This is a genomic window from Nonomuraea sp. ZG12, assembly GCF_052068115.1.
In the GTDB taxonomy this organism is placed as follows: Bacteria; Actinomycetota; Actinomycetes; order Streptosporangiales; family Streptosporangiaceae; genus Nonomuraea.
The window spans coordinates 78,450-93,351 of sequence record NZ_JBQHCW010000022.1; the positions used below are offsets into that span (position 1 = coordinate 78,450).

At 71.9% G+C, this 14,902-nt stretch carries 13 protein-coding genes; 3 read left to right on the forward strand and 10 right to left on the reverse strand.

Annotated features, from left to right (window positions below; translation table 11 throughout):
• Positions 1-65: 65 nt before the first annotated feature.
• The 7 genes from ACTMTF_RS38335 to ACTMTF_RS38365 all read right to left on the reverse strand — a co-directional run bounded on the left by ACTMTF_RS38335 (position 66) and on the right by ACTMTF_RS38365 (position 9,943).
• Entirely contained in the window at positions 66-1,688 is a 1,623-nt protein-coding gene (locus ACTMTF_RS38335) for an ABC transporter (RefSeq protein ID WP_397016455.1), read from the reverse strand.
• The gene (locus tag ACTMTF_RS38340; protein ID WP_441115039.1) at positions 1,685-3,979 is read right to left on the reverse strand and encodes a GTPase; all 2,295 of its coding nucleotides are present in this window, start codon (positions 3,977-3,979) and stop codon (positions 1,685-1,687) included. The genes ACTMTF_RS38335 and ACTMTF_RS38340 overlap by 4 nt, the downstream gene beginning before the upstream one ends.
• Before the next feature lie 8 nt (positions 3,980-3,987).
• On the reverse strand, positions 3,988-5,220 hold the full coding sequence (gene cobA, locus ACTMTF_RS38345; protein ID WP_441115040.1) for a uroporphyrinogen-III C-methyltransferase: 1,233 nt from the start codon (positions 5,218-5,220) through the stop codon (positions 3,988-3,990).
• A gap of 185 nt (positions 5,221-5,405) precedes the next feature.
• On the reverse strand, positions 5,406-6,581 hold the full coding sequence (locus ACTMTF_RS38350) for a nicotinate-nucleotide--dimethylbenzimidazole phosphoribosyltransferase (protein ID WP_441115041.1): 1,176 nt from the start codon (positions 6,579-6,581) through the stop codon (positions 5,406-5,408).
• A gap of 126 nt (positions 6,582-6,707) precedes the next feature.
• Entirely contained in the window at positions 6,708-7,556 is an 849-nt protein-coding gene (locus ACTMTF_RS38355) for a sirohydrochlorin chelatase (RefSeq protein WP_441115042.1), read from the reverse strand.
• Between the two features lie 67 nt (positions 7,557-7,623).
• Positions 7,624-8,811 carry a bifunctional cobalt-precorrin-7 (C(5))-methyltransferase/cobalt-precorrin-6B (C(15))-methyltransferase gene (locus ACTMTF_RS38360; protein ID WP_441115043.1) on the reverse strand — a complete coding sequence of 396 codons (1,188 nt, stop codon included), beginning with the start codon at positions 8,809-8,811 and terminating at the stop codon, positions 7,624-7,626.
• Between the two features lie 55 nt (positions 8,812-8,866).
• Positions 8,867-9,943: a GNAT family N-acetyltransferase gene (locus ACTMTF_RS38365; protein ID WP_441115044.1), complete on the reverse strand. Its 1,077-nt coding sequence runs from the start codon at positions 9,941-9,943 to the stop codon at positions 8,867-8,869.
• Between the two features lie 111 nt (positions 9,944-10,054).
• Between ACTMTF_RS38365 and ACTMTF_RS38370 the strand changes: the two genes are divergently transcribed.
• Together ACTMTF_RS38370 and ACTMTF_RS38375 are read left to right on the forward strand one after the other, a co-directional pair.
• A complete protein-coding gene (locus tag ACTMTF_RS38370; RefSeq protein ID WP_441115045.1) occupies positions 10,055-10,432 on the forward strand; it encodes a DUF2795 domain-containing protein in 378 nt (125 codons plus the stop codon).
• Positions 10,433-10,435: 3 nt separating this feature from the next.
• Positions 10,436-11,446, forward strand: a complete 1,011-nt coding sequence (locus ACTMTF_RS38375) for a baeRF2 domain-containing protein (RefSeq protein ID WP_441115046.1) — start codon at positions 10,436-10,438, stop codon at positions 11,444-11,446.
• On the opposite strand, the gene ACTMTF_RS38380 is transcribed toward ACTMTF_RS38375, so the two are convergent.
• From ACTMTF_RS38380 to ACTMTF_RS38390, 3 genes are read right to left on the reverse strand one after another with little or no spacing between them, the layout of a single operon-like run.
• Complete coding sequence (locus ACTMTF_RS38380; protein ID WP_441115047.1) at positions 11,436-12,020, reverse strand: LutC/YkgG family protein; 585 nt, start codon at positions 12,018-12,020, stop codon at positions 11,436-11,438. The two genes, ACTMTF_RS38375 and ACTMTF_RS38380, sit on opposite strands and share 11 nt — an antisense overlap.
• Positions 12,007-13,398: a lactate utilization protein B gene (locus ACTMTF_RS38385; RefSeq protein WP_441115048.1), complete on the reverse strand. Its 1,392-nt coding sequence runs from the start codon at positions 13,396-13,398 to the stop codon at positions 12,007-12,009. The genes ACTMTF_RS38380 and ACTMTF_RS38385 overlap by 14 nt, the downstream gene beginning before the upstream one ends.
• Positions 13,395-14,126: a (Fe-S)-binding protein gene (locus ACTMTF_RS38390; RefSeq protein WP_441115049.1), complete on the reverse strand. Its 732-nt coding sequence runs from the start codon at positions 14,124-14,126 to the stop codon at positions 13,395-13,397. Before ACTMTF_RS38390 ends, ACTMTF_RS38385 begins: the two co-directional genes overlap by 4 nt.
• Positions 14,127-14,208: 82 nt before the next feature.
• Between ACTMTF_RS38390 and ACTMTF_RS38395 the strand changes: the two genes are divergently transcribed.
• On the forward strand, positions 14,209-14,898 hold the full coding sequence (locus ACTMTF_RS38395; RefSeq protein ID WP_441115050.1) for a FadR/GntR family transcriptional regulator: 690 nt from the start codon (positions 14,209-14,211) through the stop codon (positions 14,896-14,898).
• Positions 14,899-14,902 lie beyond the last annotated feature (4 nt).

Sequence of the window (14,902 nt, forward strand, 5' to 3'; positions counted from 1 at the left end):
ACGACACTCTGTGGACAGAGCCCGCAACCGGCGCAAGTCCTGTGGACGACACCGGCCTGGCGGGCTCAGCCCGACAGCCCCCGCATGGCCGAGTAGAACGCGTGGTGACGCGTGAGCTCCGCCTCCACCGGCTCCACCACCATCTTCTCGGCGATCCCGGCGACCCGGCGGCGCATCTCCCGCTCCAGCCGCTCTCGCTCCTTGGACGCCCCGAGCTCCACGAAGTTGCGTGACGCGATGCCTGACAGAGCGCCGAGTCCCAGCACGGAAAGGGTCATCAGCCCCACCCAGGGCAGCGCCCCGGTATCGCCCACCAGCTGCAGCGACGCGGGAAGAGCGCCGGGCAGCAGCAGCCCGGCCAGCAACCAGGCCACCCCGAGGCCGAACGCCGCGACGAGGACGTACTGCCACACCTTGAGCGCCCGCCACCATCCGGGCACCCGGTCGAGCTGCGGAGCCACCTCGGTGAGGTTCGTGGTGAGCGCCTGCGGCAGTTGTGCCAGCTGGGAACGGGCCGCCCGGTGCACCGCGGTGCTCCAGACGGGGTGCATCCCGACCGACAGCCCGTCGGCGAGCGCCTGGACCGCGTTGGTGACCTCGGCCGACTGCGCGCTGACCGAGCCGGTGGTGATGCCGCGGATCTCGTCGCCGACGTCCTCCAGGCGCAGGCTCTTGATCGGGTCGGGCCGCAGCTTGTCGGCCCAGCGCGGGTACGGCCAGCCGACCCAGCGGTTGGAGCGCTCGGCGTACACGTTCTCCATCGCCTCGCCGACGGCGGGGACGCCGACGGCGTCGCAGAGCGCGTCGGTGAGCCCCATCCTGCGGGCCTCGTCGACGGAGGAGGGCGCGGCCAGCGCCTCGCCGACCGGCATGGACTTGACCAGGCGCTGCTCCAGCCGGTGCAGGTCGGCCTCGAGCTTGTGGATGGCGGCGCGGCGGCGGGAGACGGCGCCCGCGACGACGCTCTTGAGGCTCTCCACGCCCCGGCCGGTGACGGCCGAGGTGGGCACCACGCTGGGGTGTTCGACGCCTTCGCGGCGGAGCAGGTCGTTGAGGTCGATGACCAGCTCGGCGAGCTCCTCGGGAGCGAGCCGGTCGGCCTGGTTGAGCGCGAACACGGTGACCGCGTCGTGCCCGGCCAGCTCGGTGACGTAGCGGCGGTGGGTGGAGGCGTCGGCGTACTTCTGCGGGTCGAGCACCCACACCACCAGGTCGGCCAGGCCGATCAGCCGGTCGGCCTCGGTGTCGGTGAGCGCCCTGATGGAGTCGTGGTCGGGCAGGTCGAGCAGGATGAGCCCGTGCAGCTGGCTCTCGCCCTTGTCGAGCGCGCTGGCCCTGGCGAAGCGGTGACGCCACTGGATCTGCAGCCAGTCGAGCAGCGGCGCCGCGCCTTCGAGGCCCCAGACGCAGGCGTGCGTGCGCGCCGTGGTGGGCCTGCGCACGCCGGTGGGCGAGAGCTCCAGCCCGGAGATGGCGTTGAAGAGCGACGACTTGCCGCTGCCGGTGCCGCCCGCGAGCGCGACCACGGTGTGCTCCGACGACAGCTTGAGCCGGTCGCCCGCGAGCACCAGCAGCCCTTCGGCCTCGGAGAGCAGCTTCTGGTCGAGCCGGCCGGGGCCGAGCTCGACGACCTTGGTGAGCGCGGACAGCCTGGGGGCCAGCCCCGGCTTGGAGGTGGCTACGGTCATCGTGCGACCTCGAGGTTGTACGTCGCCTGGTAGAGGCGGGTCGCGGCGGACTCGTCCGGAATCCCGGCGGAGTCGAGCGCTTGCACGTAACGCATGGATTCCTCGTCGAACAGCATCCCGATCCTCGCCCTCAGATCGCTGAGCGCCTTGGCGCCGATGCCCCGCAGCGACTCGGCGCCGAGCAGCGCCTTGACGAGCCGGTGCGGCACTCCTTCGGCCCTGCCTCCGCTGAACATCGCCACCATGAAGATCAACGACAGTGAGTCCGCGTCGAACGACACCAGCTTCGACACCGACCGCTTGGCCACGCCTTCGGTACGCACCAGCTCGGTGACGTGCTCCTGCCAGGCGGCGACGGCCCGGCCGGCGTGCCGGAGCAGGTCGTCGGAGGGTTTGTCCATCCCTTCGCCGATGGAGGCGCCCACCTCGGCGCGGTGCCTCCAACGGCCGATGACCTCTTCGCTGGCCCGGTTCGCGGCGGCGACGATCACCGACTCCAGACCCGCGCGCAGCGCCGCGCGGAACGCGATGATCCGTTCGGAAGCCTGCTTGCCCGCCCTGCCGTTCCTGCGGAGCTGCAATGAGCGCATCAGGTCGCCGGAGCCGGAGAAGTCCTGCCAGCGGGCCAGCACCTCGCCGTGGATCAGCGTCCCGCTCCTGAACGCCTTGTCGATCTCGGTCAGCGCGCCCCTGAAGGCCGAGTCGACGTCGCCGCGCAGATCGCCCCGGAGGGCGACCTGCGTCTCCAGGTGCCGGGCGAGCGCCGGAACGCGGGTGCGGAAGCTGTCGAGCACGCCGTTGAGCGTCTCCTTGACCGCGAGGGCGCGGCGCGCCTCGTCGACGGAGAGCTCGGCGAGCCAGAGCCGGAGGTCGGTCACCTCGCTGTCGGGCAGCTTGCCGTCGGCGACCTTCGACTCGCTGATGACGAACCGTTCGATCTCGCCCAGGCCGTATTCGGTGAGCATCCGGACGAAGTGCTTCAGCACCACGTCACGCGCCTTGGGCTGGACCCGCGAGAGCACGATAGCGAGCCTGGCGCCGCGCTCCTTGGCCAGGCGCAGCAGGTTCCAGGCGGGGGCGTCGGCGTAGCGGGCGGCAGTGGTGACGAAGATCCAGAGGTCGGCCGCGTCGAGCATGCGGTGCGCGATCTCATGGTGCTCCTCGACCACCGAGTCGATGTCAGGGGTGTCGAGCAGCGCGACGCCCTGCGGCAGCTTCTCCGTGGCGACCACCATGAGGCTGCGCAGGCCGGCGTCGGCGGTGGGCTTGTCGATCCGCCGCAGCCCGCCGAGCAGCTCTCCCTCGGCGAACCACTTCTCGTCGTCGGGGTGGCAGACGAGCACGGGCACGCCGGTGGTCGGCCGCCGCACGCCGGTGCGGGAGACGTTGCGCTCGGCCAGCGAGTTGACCAGCGTGGACTTGCCCGCGCCGGTCGAGCCGGCGATCACGATGAGCGCCGGCGCGGCCTTCATCCGCACTCTCGGCAGCACGTAGTCCTCAAGTTGGGCCAGCAGGTCGGCACGCTCCTGCTTGGCCTCGTCGGCCCCCGGCAGGTCCAGCCCGAACCGCAGCCCCGCGATACTCTCCCGCAGCGCGCCGATGGCCGACATCAGCGCCTGCGCGGCCTCCGCCGGCAGCTCCTCCTCCTGCTCGGCCGCCGCCCCAGGCCCGTCGGACGTCCCCTCGGCCACACCCTCATGAGGTACGGAGCCCGCCCCGGACCCCTCAGCCGCGATCTCGCCCTCGGACCCCTCAGCCGCGAACTCGTCCTCGGAGCTCGCGGCCGTGCCCTCGCTGTCGGACTCCGCAGCCGGGGCCTCCTGCTCCGAAGACTCCTCCTCAGCATCTTCGGGCGCGGCGTCATCGGCCTCGGACTTCGCATCCTGCGCCGCGAACGCCCACGCTCTGACCTCCGCCACAGGCGCGGCGCTCCTGCGCTCGGCCTGAGCCACGAAAGCCGAGAACGCGGCCGCCGCCGCCCCGGACTCCTCGGACGCGGCGTCATCGGCCTCGGACCGCGTGTCATACGGGGCGAAAGCCCACGGCCTCGCCTCCACCACAGGTGCGGCGTCCTCGGGCTTCTCGGGCTCGGGAATCTCCTCCGCCTCTGCGTCCGCGCCTGTGTCCACCTCTGCGTCCGCGCCTGTGTCCACCTCTGCGTCCACCTCTGCGTCCACCTCGGGTTTCGCCTCGGTGGGTGGCTGGGCGGCGTCGTGGTCCGCCGGCTCATCGGTCAGGGCGCGGAACTGCAGGGTCTGCTCCCCCGGCGCCTCTCCGTGTTCGTCATCCATGGCCGTGTTCACGGCAAGCGCTCCGCTCGAACCATCTCGACCTCCTGGCCGACCTTTACGACATCGCCGACGACGATGATCGCCGGTGGCCGTATCCCAGCCGCGGACACGCGGTCGGCCACGGTGGCAAGCGAGGCGATGACCGCCCGCTGGGTCGGAAGGGTACCGTCCTGCACCACCATTACGGGAGTCTCTGGGGGACGTCCATCTCGAACGAGGACTTCGGCGACCTTCGCGAGCCGTTCGACGGCCATCATGAGGACCAGGGTGCCATGGGACCGAGCCAGCCCAGGCCAGTCAACGGTGGATTTGGGGTCATCCGGTGCTACATGCACGGATATAACGTGAAAATCTTGGCTGACCCCTCGATGAGTCACCGGAACGCCTGCCGCGGCGGGCACCGCGACCGCGCTGGTGATCCCCGGCACCACCAGCACAGGGATGCCGGCGCGAGCACAGGCGATCATCTCTTCGCCGCCCCGGCCGAAGACGAACGGATCGCCACCCTTGAGCCGCACGACGAACTTGCCCTGCCTGGCGCGATCGACCAGCACCTCGTTGATCGCCTCCTGGGAGAGCGATCTGCCGTAGGGCACCTTGGCCGCGTCGATCAGCTCGACGTCGGGCGCCAGCTCGTCGAGCAGCGCCCGGGGGGCGAGCCGGTCGGCCACCACCACGTCGGCCTGCGCGAGCAGCTGCCGGCCACGCACGGTGATCAGCCCGGGATCGCCGGGCCCGCCGCCGACCAGCGCGACGCCGACGGGTTTGGTGCGGTTGCGCCGCGCGTCCACGGTGCCGTCGCGCAGCGCGCCGACCACGGCGTCGCGGATGCCGGCGGCCCGGCGCGGATCGCCGCCCGCCGTGATGGCCACGCTGATCTCGTCGACCCGGCCGGAGGCGGGGGTCCAGGCGGCGGAGGCGTCCTTGTCGTCGGCGCGCACGCACCAGATCCGTTTCGCCTCGGCCTCGGCGGCGACGGCGGTGTTGACGGATCTGTCGTCGGTGCACGCCTGCACGAGCCAGGCTCCGTCGCAGTCGCCCACCTCGTAGGGGCGCGCCTGCCAGGTGATCCGGCCGGCGGCTATCAGGTCGTCGAGAGCGGGGGTGACACCCGGCGACACCACGGTCACCGCCGCCCCCGCCTCAAGCAGCGCGGGCACCCGCCGCTGGGCGACACGCCCGCCACCTACGACGAGGGCCCGGCGACCCTGGAGCCGCAGGCCGAGGAGGTAGGGACCCATAGTGGGGGAATCTCCCGTTCGCGAAGGTATGTGTGCTACGAGGTAAACCTACCGGCTATCACCGCGTCAGTTGCTTCGCACGAGTCAACGGCCGTCGAGCAGAGCGAGACCCGTCCCCGTCCCCGTGCGGCGTCCGGCCGTCGCCCAGAGTGGTTCAAGGATAGTGCTCGGCGGCGTCTCCGTCGTCACACCGGCTTCTCCGTCACGCCCGCCGAGTCGAAGGTCGCCACCTCGTGCATGACCCGCACGGCCGAGCAGATGAGCGGGTGAGCGAGCAGCGCGCCGGTGCCCTCGCCCAGCCGCAGCTCAAGGTCCACCAGGGGGCGCAGGCCGAGGTGGCCGAGGGCGGCCGAGTGGCCGGGCTCGGCCGACCGGTGCCCGGCCACGCAGTGGTCGACGGCGGCCGGGTCGAGGGCGGCCGCGACGAGCGCGGCGGCGCCCGCGATGACGCCGTCCAGGATCACCGGCACCCGCGCCGCGGCCCCGCCCAGGATGAACCCCGCGATCGCCGCGTGCTCGAATCCCCCCACGGCCGCGAGCGCGCGCAACGCCTCGGTCGCCTGACTCCCAACCCCCACCTGCCCGGCGCCCGCCGGAAGCGAGGAGCCTGCGGAACCCGCCGAGGCCGCGACTCCCCCGGCGACCGCCGGGGCCGTCAGCCCTCCGGAGCTTCGTTCGGCGAGCAGCTGGTTGACGCGGAGCGCCTCGCGGACCACGTCGATCTTGCGGGCGTGGGTCTCCTCGTCGATCCCGGTGCCCAGGCCGGTCACCTCGGCCGGGTCCCTGCCGGTGAAAACCGAGATGAGGGCCGCGGAGGCGGTGGTGTTGGCGATGCCCATGTCGCCGGTGATCAGGCAGCGGGCGCCCGCCGCGACCAGGTCGCGGGCGACGGTCAGGCCCGCTTCGAGAGCCTGTACGGCCTGGTCGACGGTCATCGCGGGCCCCTGGGACAGGTCCGCCGTGCCGTACGCGATCTTCCGCTTGATCAGCCGGGGGTCGTCGGGCAGGTCGGCGGCGACCCCGACGTCCACCACGGTCACCGAGGCGCCGATCTGGGCGGCGAAGGCGTTGGCCACCGCCCCGCCGGCCAGGAAGTTCGCCACCATCTGCACCGTCACCTCCTGCGGCCACGGGCTGACGCCCCGGGCGTGCACGCCGTGGTCGGCGGCGAAGATGGCCAGGGCGGCAGGGGTGGGCATGGGCGGCGGGGTGACGCCCGCGGCGCCCGCGAGCCGTACGGCGACCTCCTCCAGCGCGCCGAGCGAGCCGCGCGGCTTGGTGAGGCGGTCCTGGTAGGCGCGGGCGTCGGCGAGCACGACCGGGTCGGCGGAGCGGATCGCGGCGAGCGTCTCTGCGAGCACGGGAACCTCCGGGGGTTACGAGTGACGGACCTGGTGGAGCGCCTTCTCACGAGCGTTTCGTGTTACGGCTCCGAGCGGGAGCCCTTCGGGCGAACTTCCGGCTCCCGGAGGAGCCGGCCCGGTGTCCTACGGGACGAGTTGGAGCACTTCGTCGTAGCGGTCGATGACCACGTCGGCCAGCGTGTCGCAGTCGCCGATCACCTCGGCGCAACGGATGTCGAGATCGGGGTGCCCGGCGACGTAGGCCAGCGCCTGGGCCCACACGCGCTCCAGCGCGCCACCGGCGAACAGCAGGTAGGGCACGACGATGACGCGCTTGGCGCCGAGGCGGCGGCACCGCTCCAGGCCGCCGGGGACGCCGGGCGGGGTGAGGGAGACGAACGCGGTCTCGACGGTCATGAAGTCGTAGGCGTGGGTCTCCCAGAACAGCCGCGACACCCGGTGGATCTCGGCGTTGGCCGCCGGGTCCATCGAGCCCTCGCCGACCAGGACGATGGCGGTCTCGCCCGGCTCGATGTGCGCGGGGAGGCCCTCGGCGGGCAGCGTGTCGACGGCTCGCAGCCTGGCCCTGGCGCCGACGAGCTCCAGCGGGCGGGGCCGGGGCGGCATCTCGGCTGCGGCGTCGTTGAGCCGCTCGGCCAGCAGGGCGAGCAGGCGCGGGTCGGGTCCGAGCGGCCGGCCGGAGTCGTACATCAGGGTGGGGTGTTTCTTCTGCTCCTGCTCCATCGCGGCGGGCAGTTCGTCGCCGACCCGGTTCAGGCTCAGCGGCAGCGTGACCAGGCGGTGGTGTCCCCTGGCGACCAGGGAGGCGACAGAGTCGCTCAGCCGGGGGGTGGCGCGCTCGAGGTAGCCGGCGGAGACGTCGGTGGCGCTCTGGTCGAGTCGGCAACGGAGCCGATGGACGAACCTACCGAATTCAGCGGAGTCGGCGTCGTCGTTCGAGCCCTGCCCGATGAGCAGGAGCGGCGGCTTCATGCGAAGGTACTCCGGTGCGTAGAGGAAGACACGCGAGGATAACCGATGGGCGCCGGTGGGCGACAGGTCACGCTGTGTGCGCGGGTGTCGCGTGCACGACGAAAACGGGGTCGGCGGCGGTCAGGCTGTGGGATCCGTCGGGGCCGATGACGAGTTTCGCGGCCAGGATCTGGCTGCCTTCGGCACGATAGCCGTGCTCGCGCAGCCGGTCGAGCACGGCGGACACGCGCTCGACGGTCTTGAGCGCGCACACGAGTGAGCGGGGGCGGCGGGCGGCGCAGGCGACGATCACGTCGGTGCCGCCACCGCCGACGAAGACGGCGTCGGGCTCGGGCAGCGGTTCGAGCGCGGGCGGCGCCTGTCCCCTGGTCAGCGCCACCTTGACGCCGTGTTCGAGCACCCTGGCGCGCAGCCGGGCGCAGGCGTCCTGATCGCGTTCGACGGCCACGACGGCGGCTCCCAGCCTGGCGCATTCGACGGCGATCTCGCCGCTGCCCGCGCCCACGTCCCACACCAGGTCGCCGAGGCGTGGGCCGAGCTTGGCCAGGACGAACGCCCTGACCTCCGGCGGCAGCCGCGACTCCAGCGGCGGCGGCCACTCCAGGGCCCACTCGGGCGGGCCGGGCTGCGCGCCCGCCACCCAGCCCGGCGCCTTGGGCCGGTGCAGCGGATCGACGACGAGCACCACGTCGGGATCCTTCCAGGGCCGCGTGGTGGCCTCGCCCAGCCGGCTGTCGACGACGCGCTGGCCGGGGCCGCCGAGGTCCTCGCAGACGATGAGGGAGCGGGGCGTCGTGGGGGCGAGCTCCCTGGCCAGCTCGCCGGGGCCGACGCCAGGGGTGACGAGCACGGCCACCTTGTGGTGGGCCCGGCAGGCGTTGACCGCGCGGTTGAGCTGGTGCGGGCCCGAGGGGGCGACGACGAGGGCGTCCTCCCAGTTGAGCCCGGCGCAGGCGAAGGCGCGGGTGATCAGTGAGGTGGCCGGGAGCACGTCGGGCTTGAGCCCGTGAGCGCGCAGCGTACGCACCACGCCGAAGAACCCGGGGTCGCCCTCGGCGAGCACGACGGCGGGGCCCTCTCCCTGTTCGAGGTGGTCGTCGAGGGTTTCGAGCAGCCTGTGGTCGGCGACGGTGGGCGCGGTCAGCGCCAGCCGGCCGATGACGGCGTCGGGTCCGACGACGAGCCTGGCCTCGTGCAGCCGGTCAATCGCCCTGGCCGACAGTTCCGAACCGTCCCAGCCGACAACCGTGATCATGGGCCTCACCGTCCTCACCTCCAGGGTGACGGCTCTACCGGTGTTTCTCCAATCTTCACAGCAAATCTGATGGGATGAGGCTGAAGACCACGAGATCCTCCCCGCCCAGAGCGTTGCGTTCGACGCCTTCGCGGACGAAGCCGGCTTTCTCCGCCACGCGGTGCGAGGCGGGGTTGGACAGGGTCGCGCGGAGCTTGACCCGCCGGAAGCCCTGCTCGTCGAAGAGCCAGCGGGCGATGGCGGTGACCGCCTCGGCGGTGATCCCGTTGCCGCGGGCCCAGGGCGCGGCCATGTAGCCGACCTCGCAGCTCCTGTTGACCCAGTCGACGTCCCGGAGGTCCACATGGGCCGCGAAGCGCGCGGTCGCCATCTCCTCCACCGCCCAGGCGATGCCCTGGCCCCTGGTCCGCATCCGCTCGGCCAGGTCGACGAACCGCCTGGCGTCCGCCTCGCTGTAGCCGCGCGGCACCCCGGTCTTGGCCTGGGTGAGCGGGTCGGCGGCGGTGACGGCCAGGTCCGGCACGTCCGAGTCCGCCAGCGGCCGGATCAGCAGCCGCGGGGTGCGCAGCTCGGTGCGGGGCAGCGTGTCGGACGGGGTGCGGTCGTCGTCGCGCAGCAGGCCGAAGACGACCAGGTCGTGCGGCCCGTCCTCGTCCAGCACGGCGGCGCGCAGCACGCCTTCCCAGGTGAAGCCGGATTTGTGGGCCACGCGGATGGACGCGAGGTTGTCCAGGTTGGCCGTCAGGTCGATCCTGCGCAGCTCGGTGGTGGCGAACACCCAGTCCGTCAGCGCCCGGACGGCCTCGGTGGCGAAGCCGCGCCCCCGGTAGAGGGGGTGGACGCCGTAGCCGACCTCGGTGGTGCCCGCGCCCCACGAGGTCTTGAACAGGCTGATGGCGCCCACGATGCGATCGTCGTCGTGCATGGCGAGGTGCAGGCCCTGCCCGGAGCGCCGCAACTCGTGCACACCGTGGGCGAGCCACTGCTTGACGCCCGAGACATGACCGGGCGCCCCTGGCGGCAGGAACCGGACTTTCGATCGCACGATGGACCTGATCCGGTCCGCGTCCTCAGGGCCGAACGGCCGGAGCACCAGACGTCCAGTGGGGAGGTCGACGTCCTCATCGAACACCCTCGGCAGGCTACACAGTGGCGATGTTTGCCCATGAAGGCGGGGGTAGGTGCGCTTGGAGGGAGAGGTGATTCACCGATGGAACGCGGAAGCTCCAAGCACGGTCCTCGCATGGACGAGCACCAGAAGCAGGAGACCGAGGGCATGGTGCGTGGCGGAGGCGCCACGCACGCCGAGGAGTGGAAGGAACCCGAGCCCACCCCGGCGTCCAGGGAGGACGAGTCCGTACGCACGTACGCGCCCGGCCACGAACCCGGCACTCCTGAGGGCATCACTCAGGAAGGAGTCGATGTCCGCAGCGATCTGGCCAAATGGCTCAGCGACGCTGATTTCCCCGCGACCTCGCTGGAACTGCTCCAGCATGCCGAGCGGATGGACGCGCCCGATCACGTGATGGACCTCGTCAGCTCCCTGCCGGAGCGGCGTTACGCCAACATGGCCGAAATCGGTCAGGCGCTCGGCCTCGGTGTGGAGAAGCGGAGGTGGTGACCTGTGCGGCTCGACTTCATCCGGCCGCTCTACGAGCGCAGTGGACCGTACACGAGCGTGTACGTCGGCGCGTTCACCGAGCGGGACAGGTCGGTGCAGTGGACCAGCCTGCGTGACAAGGCCGAACGGGCCGGCGCGGTGGTGCCGGAGGCCCTGGAGATCGAGGCGCTGCGGCCGGGCCCCGGGCAGGCGCTGTTCGCCACCGCGCACGACGTGGTGCTGGCCGAGAGGCTGGGCGAGCCGCCGCTGCCGCTGGTCCACCACTCGCCGCTGCCACACGTCACGCCCATGCTGATGAAGCGTGGTGAGAACGTCCCGCACCTGCGGGTGGTCGTGGACCACGCGGGGGCGGAGGTGACGGTGTTCGGCGGCGGCTCGCCGCGCAGCGCGACCATCGAGGCCGAGGACTGGCCGCTGCAGAAGACCGCGCAGGGCGGCTGGTCGCAGAAGCGCTACGAGCGAGCCGTGGAGGAGACCTGGGAGAAGAACGCGGTGGCCGTCGCGCAGGAGATCGACGAGCAGGTACGGCGCATCGGCGCGGACCTCGTGCTGGTGGCGGGGGAGGCGCGGTCGCGGTCCATGCTCGGCGACCACCTCGGCACCAAGTCCACCGACCGGATGCTGATGGTGGAGCACGGCCACCGGGGCGATCTCGGCGGGTTCGAGCGTGACGTGGAGGCGGCGCTCGACGACTGGCTCGATCGCAGGCGGGCCGAACTGCTGGATCGGCACCGCGAGCAGGACGGCCCCGTGGGGATCGCGCTGGTCGCCCGCGCCCTGCGCGAGGGCAGGGTGCAGGCGCTGCTCCTGCCCGGCGAGCTGGACCGGGAGGTGTGGATCGGCGAGGGCGGCACACAGCTGTCCACCGACGAGGGGGAGCTGCGCGACTGGGGCGTCCAGGAACCGGTGACCGAGCGTGCCGACTCGGCCCTGGTCAGGGCGGCGACCATGACGGACGCCGAGCTCTGGTTCACCGACCAGGTGTCGGACGTGGCGGCCGTGCTCAGGTACTGACGATCACTTCGAGGGTCCTGGGGCCGTGCACGCCCTCGACCCGGTTGAGCTCGATGTCGCTGGTGGCCGACGGGCCGCTGATCCAGGTGAGCGGGCGGGCCGGGTCGAGCCGGGCGACGGCCTCGGGCACACCTCCCACGATCTGCTCGGCCCGCACCACGCACAGGTGGTAGTCGGGCACCAGCGTCTGCGCGCGGCTGCCCTGGCCGGGGCCCGCGTCGAGGACGATCGTGCCGGTCTCGGCGATGGCCACCGCGCAGCCGGTGATGACCCCGTCGGCGGCGTCCAGCTCCGCCAGCGAGCCGCCGGCGGGCTCGGCCTGTCCCGTCCACTGCGGCGGCAGCCCGTCGGGCACCACCATGCGGCGGCCGCGTACCAGCTCAGTGATCTTGTCCGGGACCTCGGCGGCGGGCAGGACGTGCACGATCGCCCGGTAGTCGTCCACCCGCTCGGCGAACAGGCCCACCAGGTCATCCACCGGGGTCCGGGAACGGTAGGCGCGGGGGATCTCCACCTCGGGCGCGTCGCGGACGGCCTGCCTGATCCTGCCGAGGATCTCCTCACGGGCGTTCATGACGCTCCCACCAGTCTCTGAAGGATTCTTCCGGGATCTCGGGCAGGTCCCTGGTGTCGGTCCAGGCCGACAGCGGACCCGGCAGCCGCCTGGGGACCAGCTTGCGGAAGCGGGTGGCCAGGCGCTGGGCCTTGCCGAGCCGTACGGAGTCTTCGAGGATCCAGCCCGCGACGCGCATGCCCGCCCGCTCGGCCGTGGCGTGCGGCGCCTTGGCGCGCAGGTGGACGAGCACCTCGGGGATGTCGATCGCCACCGGGCACACGTCGTAGCAGGCGCCGCACAGGCTGGAGGCGTACGGCAGGGAGGCGTCCAGCTCCGACGACATGCCTCTGAGCTGCGGGGTGAGGATGGCGCCGATCGGGCCCGGATAGACCGAGCCGTACGCGTGGCCGCCCGCACGTTCGTAGACGGGGCACACGTTCAGGCAGGCCGAGCAGCGAATGCAGCGCAGCGCCTGGCGGCCGACCTCGTCGGCGAGCACGCCGGTGCGGCCGTTGTCGAGCAGCACCAGGTGGAAGTCCTGGCCTTCGGTCGCACCGGTCCACATGCTGGTGTAGGGGTTCATCCGCTCGCCGGTGGAGCTGCGCGGCAGCAGCTGGAGGAAGACCTCCAGGTCGCGCCAGGCGGGCACCAGTTTCTCGATGCCCACGACGCTGATCAGGGTCTCGGGCAGCGTCAGGCACATGCGGCCGTTGCCCTCGGACTCCAGCACCACCAGCGTGCCGGTCTCGGCGACCATGAAGTTCGCGCCGGAGATAGCGACCTTGCTCCTGAGGAAGCGTTCGCGCAGGTGCAGCCGGGCGGCCTCGGCGAGCGCGGCGGGCTCGTCGGTGAGGCCGGGCGGGGTCTCGGGCATCTTGTCGAGGAAGATCTCGCGGATCTCGGCCCTGTTGCGGTGGATCGCGGGGACCAGGATGTGGCTGGGGAAGTCGTCGCCGAGCTGGACGATCAGCTCGGCCAGGTCGGTCTCGTAGGCGGTGATGCCCTGCTCGGCCAGGGCCTCGTTGAGCTCGATCTCCTGGGTGGCCATCGACTTGACCTTGACCACCTCGGTCTCGCCGGTGGCCTTGACCAGGCCGGCGACGATGCGGTTGGCCTCGGCGCCGTCGCGGGCCCAGTGGACGTGGCCGCCCGCCCGCGTCACGGCCTCCTCCAGCTGGATCAGGTAGCGGTCGAGGTGGCGCAGGGTCTCGTCCTTGATCGCCTTACCGGCCGCGCGGAGCTCGGTCCAGTCGGGCAGCTCGCTCACGACGTTCGCGCGCTTGCCTCGGATGGTGTGCGTGGCTTTCCGGAGGTTGTACCTGAGCTGCGAGTCTTGGACGGCTTTCGCAGCGTTTTCCGGGAAATTTCCGGGCATGCCGAGGAATGTCCCGCTCATGGGGTCGCCTCCGTGGTCGCGAGGATCTCCGCCAGGTGCATGATCCGCACGCCGGAGCGCTGCCGGTCGAGCGTGCCGCCGATGTGCATGAGGCAGGAGTTGTCGGCCGCGCAGAGCACCTCCGCCCCCGTGCCGGTCACGTGGCGCGCCTTGTCGGAGCCCATGGCGGCGGAGACCGCCGGGTTCTTCACCGCGAAGGTGCCGCCGAAGCCGCAGCACTCCTCGGCCCCGGGCAGCGGGACCAGCTCCAGGCCGCGTACCTTGCTCAGCAGCCGGGTGGGCCGGTCGCCCAGGCGAAGCCCGCGCAGCGAGTGACACGTCGGGTGATATGTCACCCGGTGCGGGAAATATGCGCCTACGTCGTCGACTTTCAGGACGTCGATCACGAACTCGGAGAGTTCGTACACCCGGGGCGCGACCTCGGCGATGGCCGCCGCTCCCCTGCTGCCCGGCCGTACCAGCTTGGGGTACTGCTCGCGCACCATGGCCGCGCACGACCCGGACGGCGCGACCACCGCGTCGTACCCGGCGAAGACCTCGGTGAAGTGGCGCGCAAGCCGTACGCCCTCTTGGGGATAGCCGGTGTTGACGTGCATCTGCCCGCAGCAGGTCTGCGCGGCCGGAAAGTCGACGTCGCAGCCCAGCCTGCGCAGGAGCGACACGACGGCCTTGCCGGTGCCGGGGAAGAGCGTGTCGTTCACGCACGTGATGAACAGGGCGACTCGCACGCCTCACCTTCCGAGGTATGGTCTGACCACAGTATGGTCAGACCATACCGGATTCGGACCGCATCCGGCCAAGGAGACCCCGTTGACCGTCACCGGCCGCCCGGCCAAGAAGACGCGCACGTTCGAGGACGTGCTCGCCCAGATCGAGCGCCGCATCGTCGAGGACGGCCTCACGGTGGGCTCCCGGCTGCCGGCCGAGCGGCAGCTCGCCGAGCAGCTCGGCGTCGGCCGCTCCTCCGTACGCGAGGCGATGCGCGTGCTGGAGACCCTCGGCGTGGTGTCCTCACAGGTGGGGCGGGGGCCCGAGGCGGGCGCCATCCTCACCTCCCGGCCGGACAGCGCGCTCACCGACCTGCTCAGGCTGCATCTGGGCATGGCGAGCCTGGAGCTGCGCGAGGTCATCGACACTCGGCTGATGATCGAGCGCTGGGCCGCCGACCGGGCGGCGGCCGCCCGCGCCGACACCTCGGCACTGGCCGCCGCGCTGACCGCGATGGCCTCGGCGGGCTCGGCCGAGGAGTTCGTGGAGCACGACACGGCCTTCCACTGCGCCATCGCGGACGCCTCGGGCAACCGGCTGATCGCCGCCATCATGCGCTCGCTGCGGGACTCGATGCGGCGCTACGCGGTGGAGGCGGTGGAGCGGCTCGGTGACACCTCGCTCCTGCAGGCCGACCACGAGCGGATCCTGGCCGCCATCGACGCGGGCGACCCCGCCGCGGCCTCCCGCGCGGTGACCGAGCACCTGGCCCACGCCTACCCGTCTTCCTGAGCAC

What these genes read in the sequence shown, in the direction of transcription:
- ACTMTF_RS38335 (WP_397016455.1), bottom strand. Translation starts at nt 1,688, where the DNA reads ATGACCGTAGCCACCTCCAAGCCGGGGCTGGCCCCCAGGCTGTCCGCG.
- ACTMTF_RS38340 (WP_441115039.1), bottom strand. Translation starts at nt 3,979, where the DNA reads ATGGATGACGAACACGGAGAGGCGCCGGGGGAGCAGACCCTGCAGTTC.
- cobA (WP_441115040.1), bottom strand. Translation starts at nt 5,220, where the DNA reads ATGGGTCCCTACCTCCTCGGCCTGCGGCTCCAGGGTCGCCGGGCCCTC.
- ACTMTF_RS38355 (WP_441115042.1), bottom strand. Translation starts at nt 7,556, where the DNA reads ATGAAGCCGCCGCTCCTGCTCATCGGGCAGGGCTCGAACGACGACGCC.
- ACTMTF_RS38360 (WP_441115043.1), bottom strand. Translation starts at nt 8,811, where the DNA reads ATGATCACGGTTGTCGGCTGGGACGGTTCGGAACTGTCGGCCAGGGCG.
- ACTMTF_RS38370 (WP_441115045.1), top strand. Translation starts at nt 10,055, where the DNA reads ATGGACGAGCACCAGAAGCAGGAGACCGAGGGCATGGTGCGTGGCGGA.
- ACTMTF_RS38380 (WP_441115047.1), bottom strand. Translation starts at nt 12,020, where the DNA reads ATGAACGCCCGTGAGGAGATCCTCGGCAGGATCAGGCAGGCCGTCCGC.
- ACTMTF_RS38385 (WP_441115048.1), bottom strand. Translation starts at nt 13,398, where the DNA reads ATGAGCGGGACATTCCTCGGCATGCCCGGAAATTTCCCGGAAAACGCT.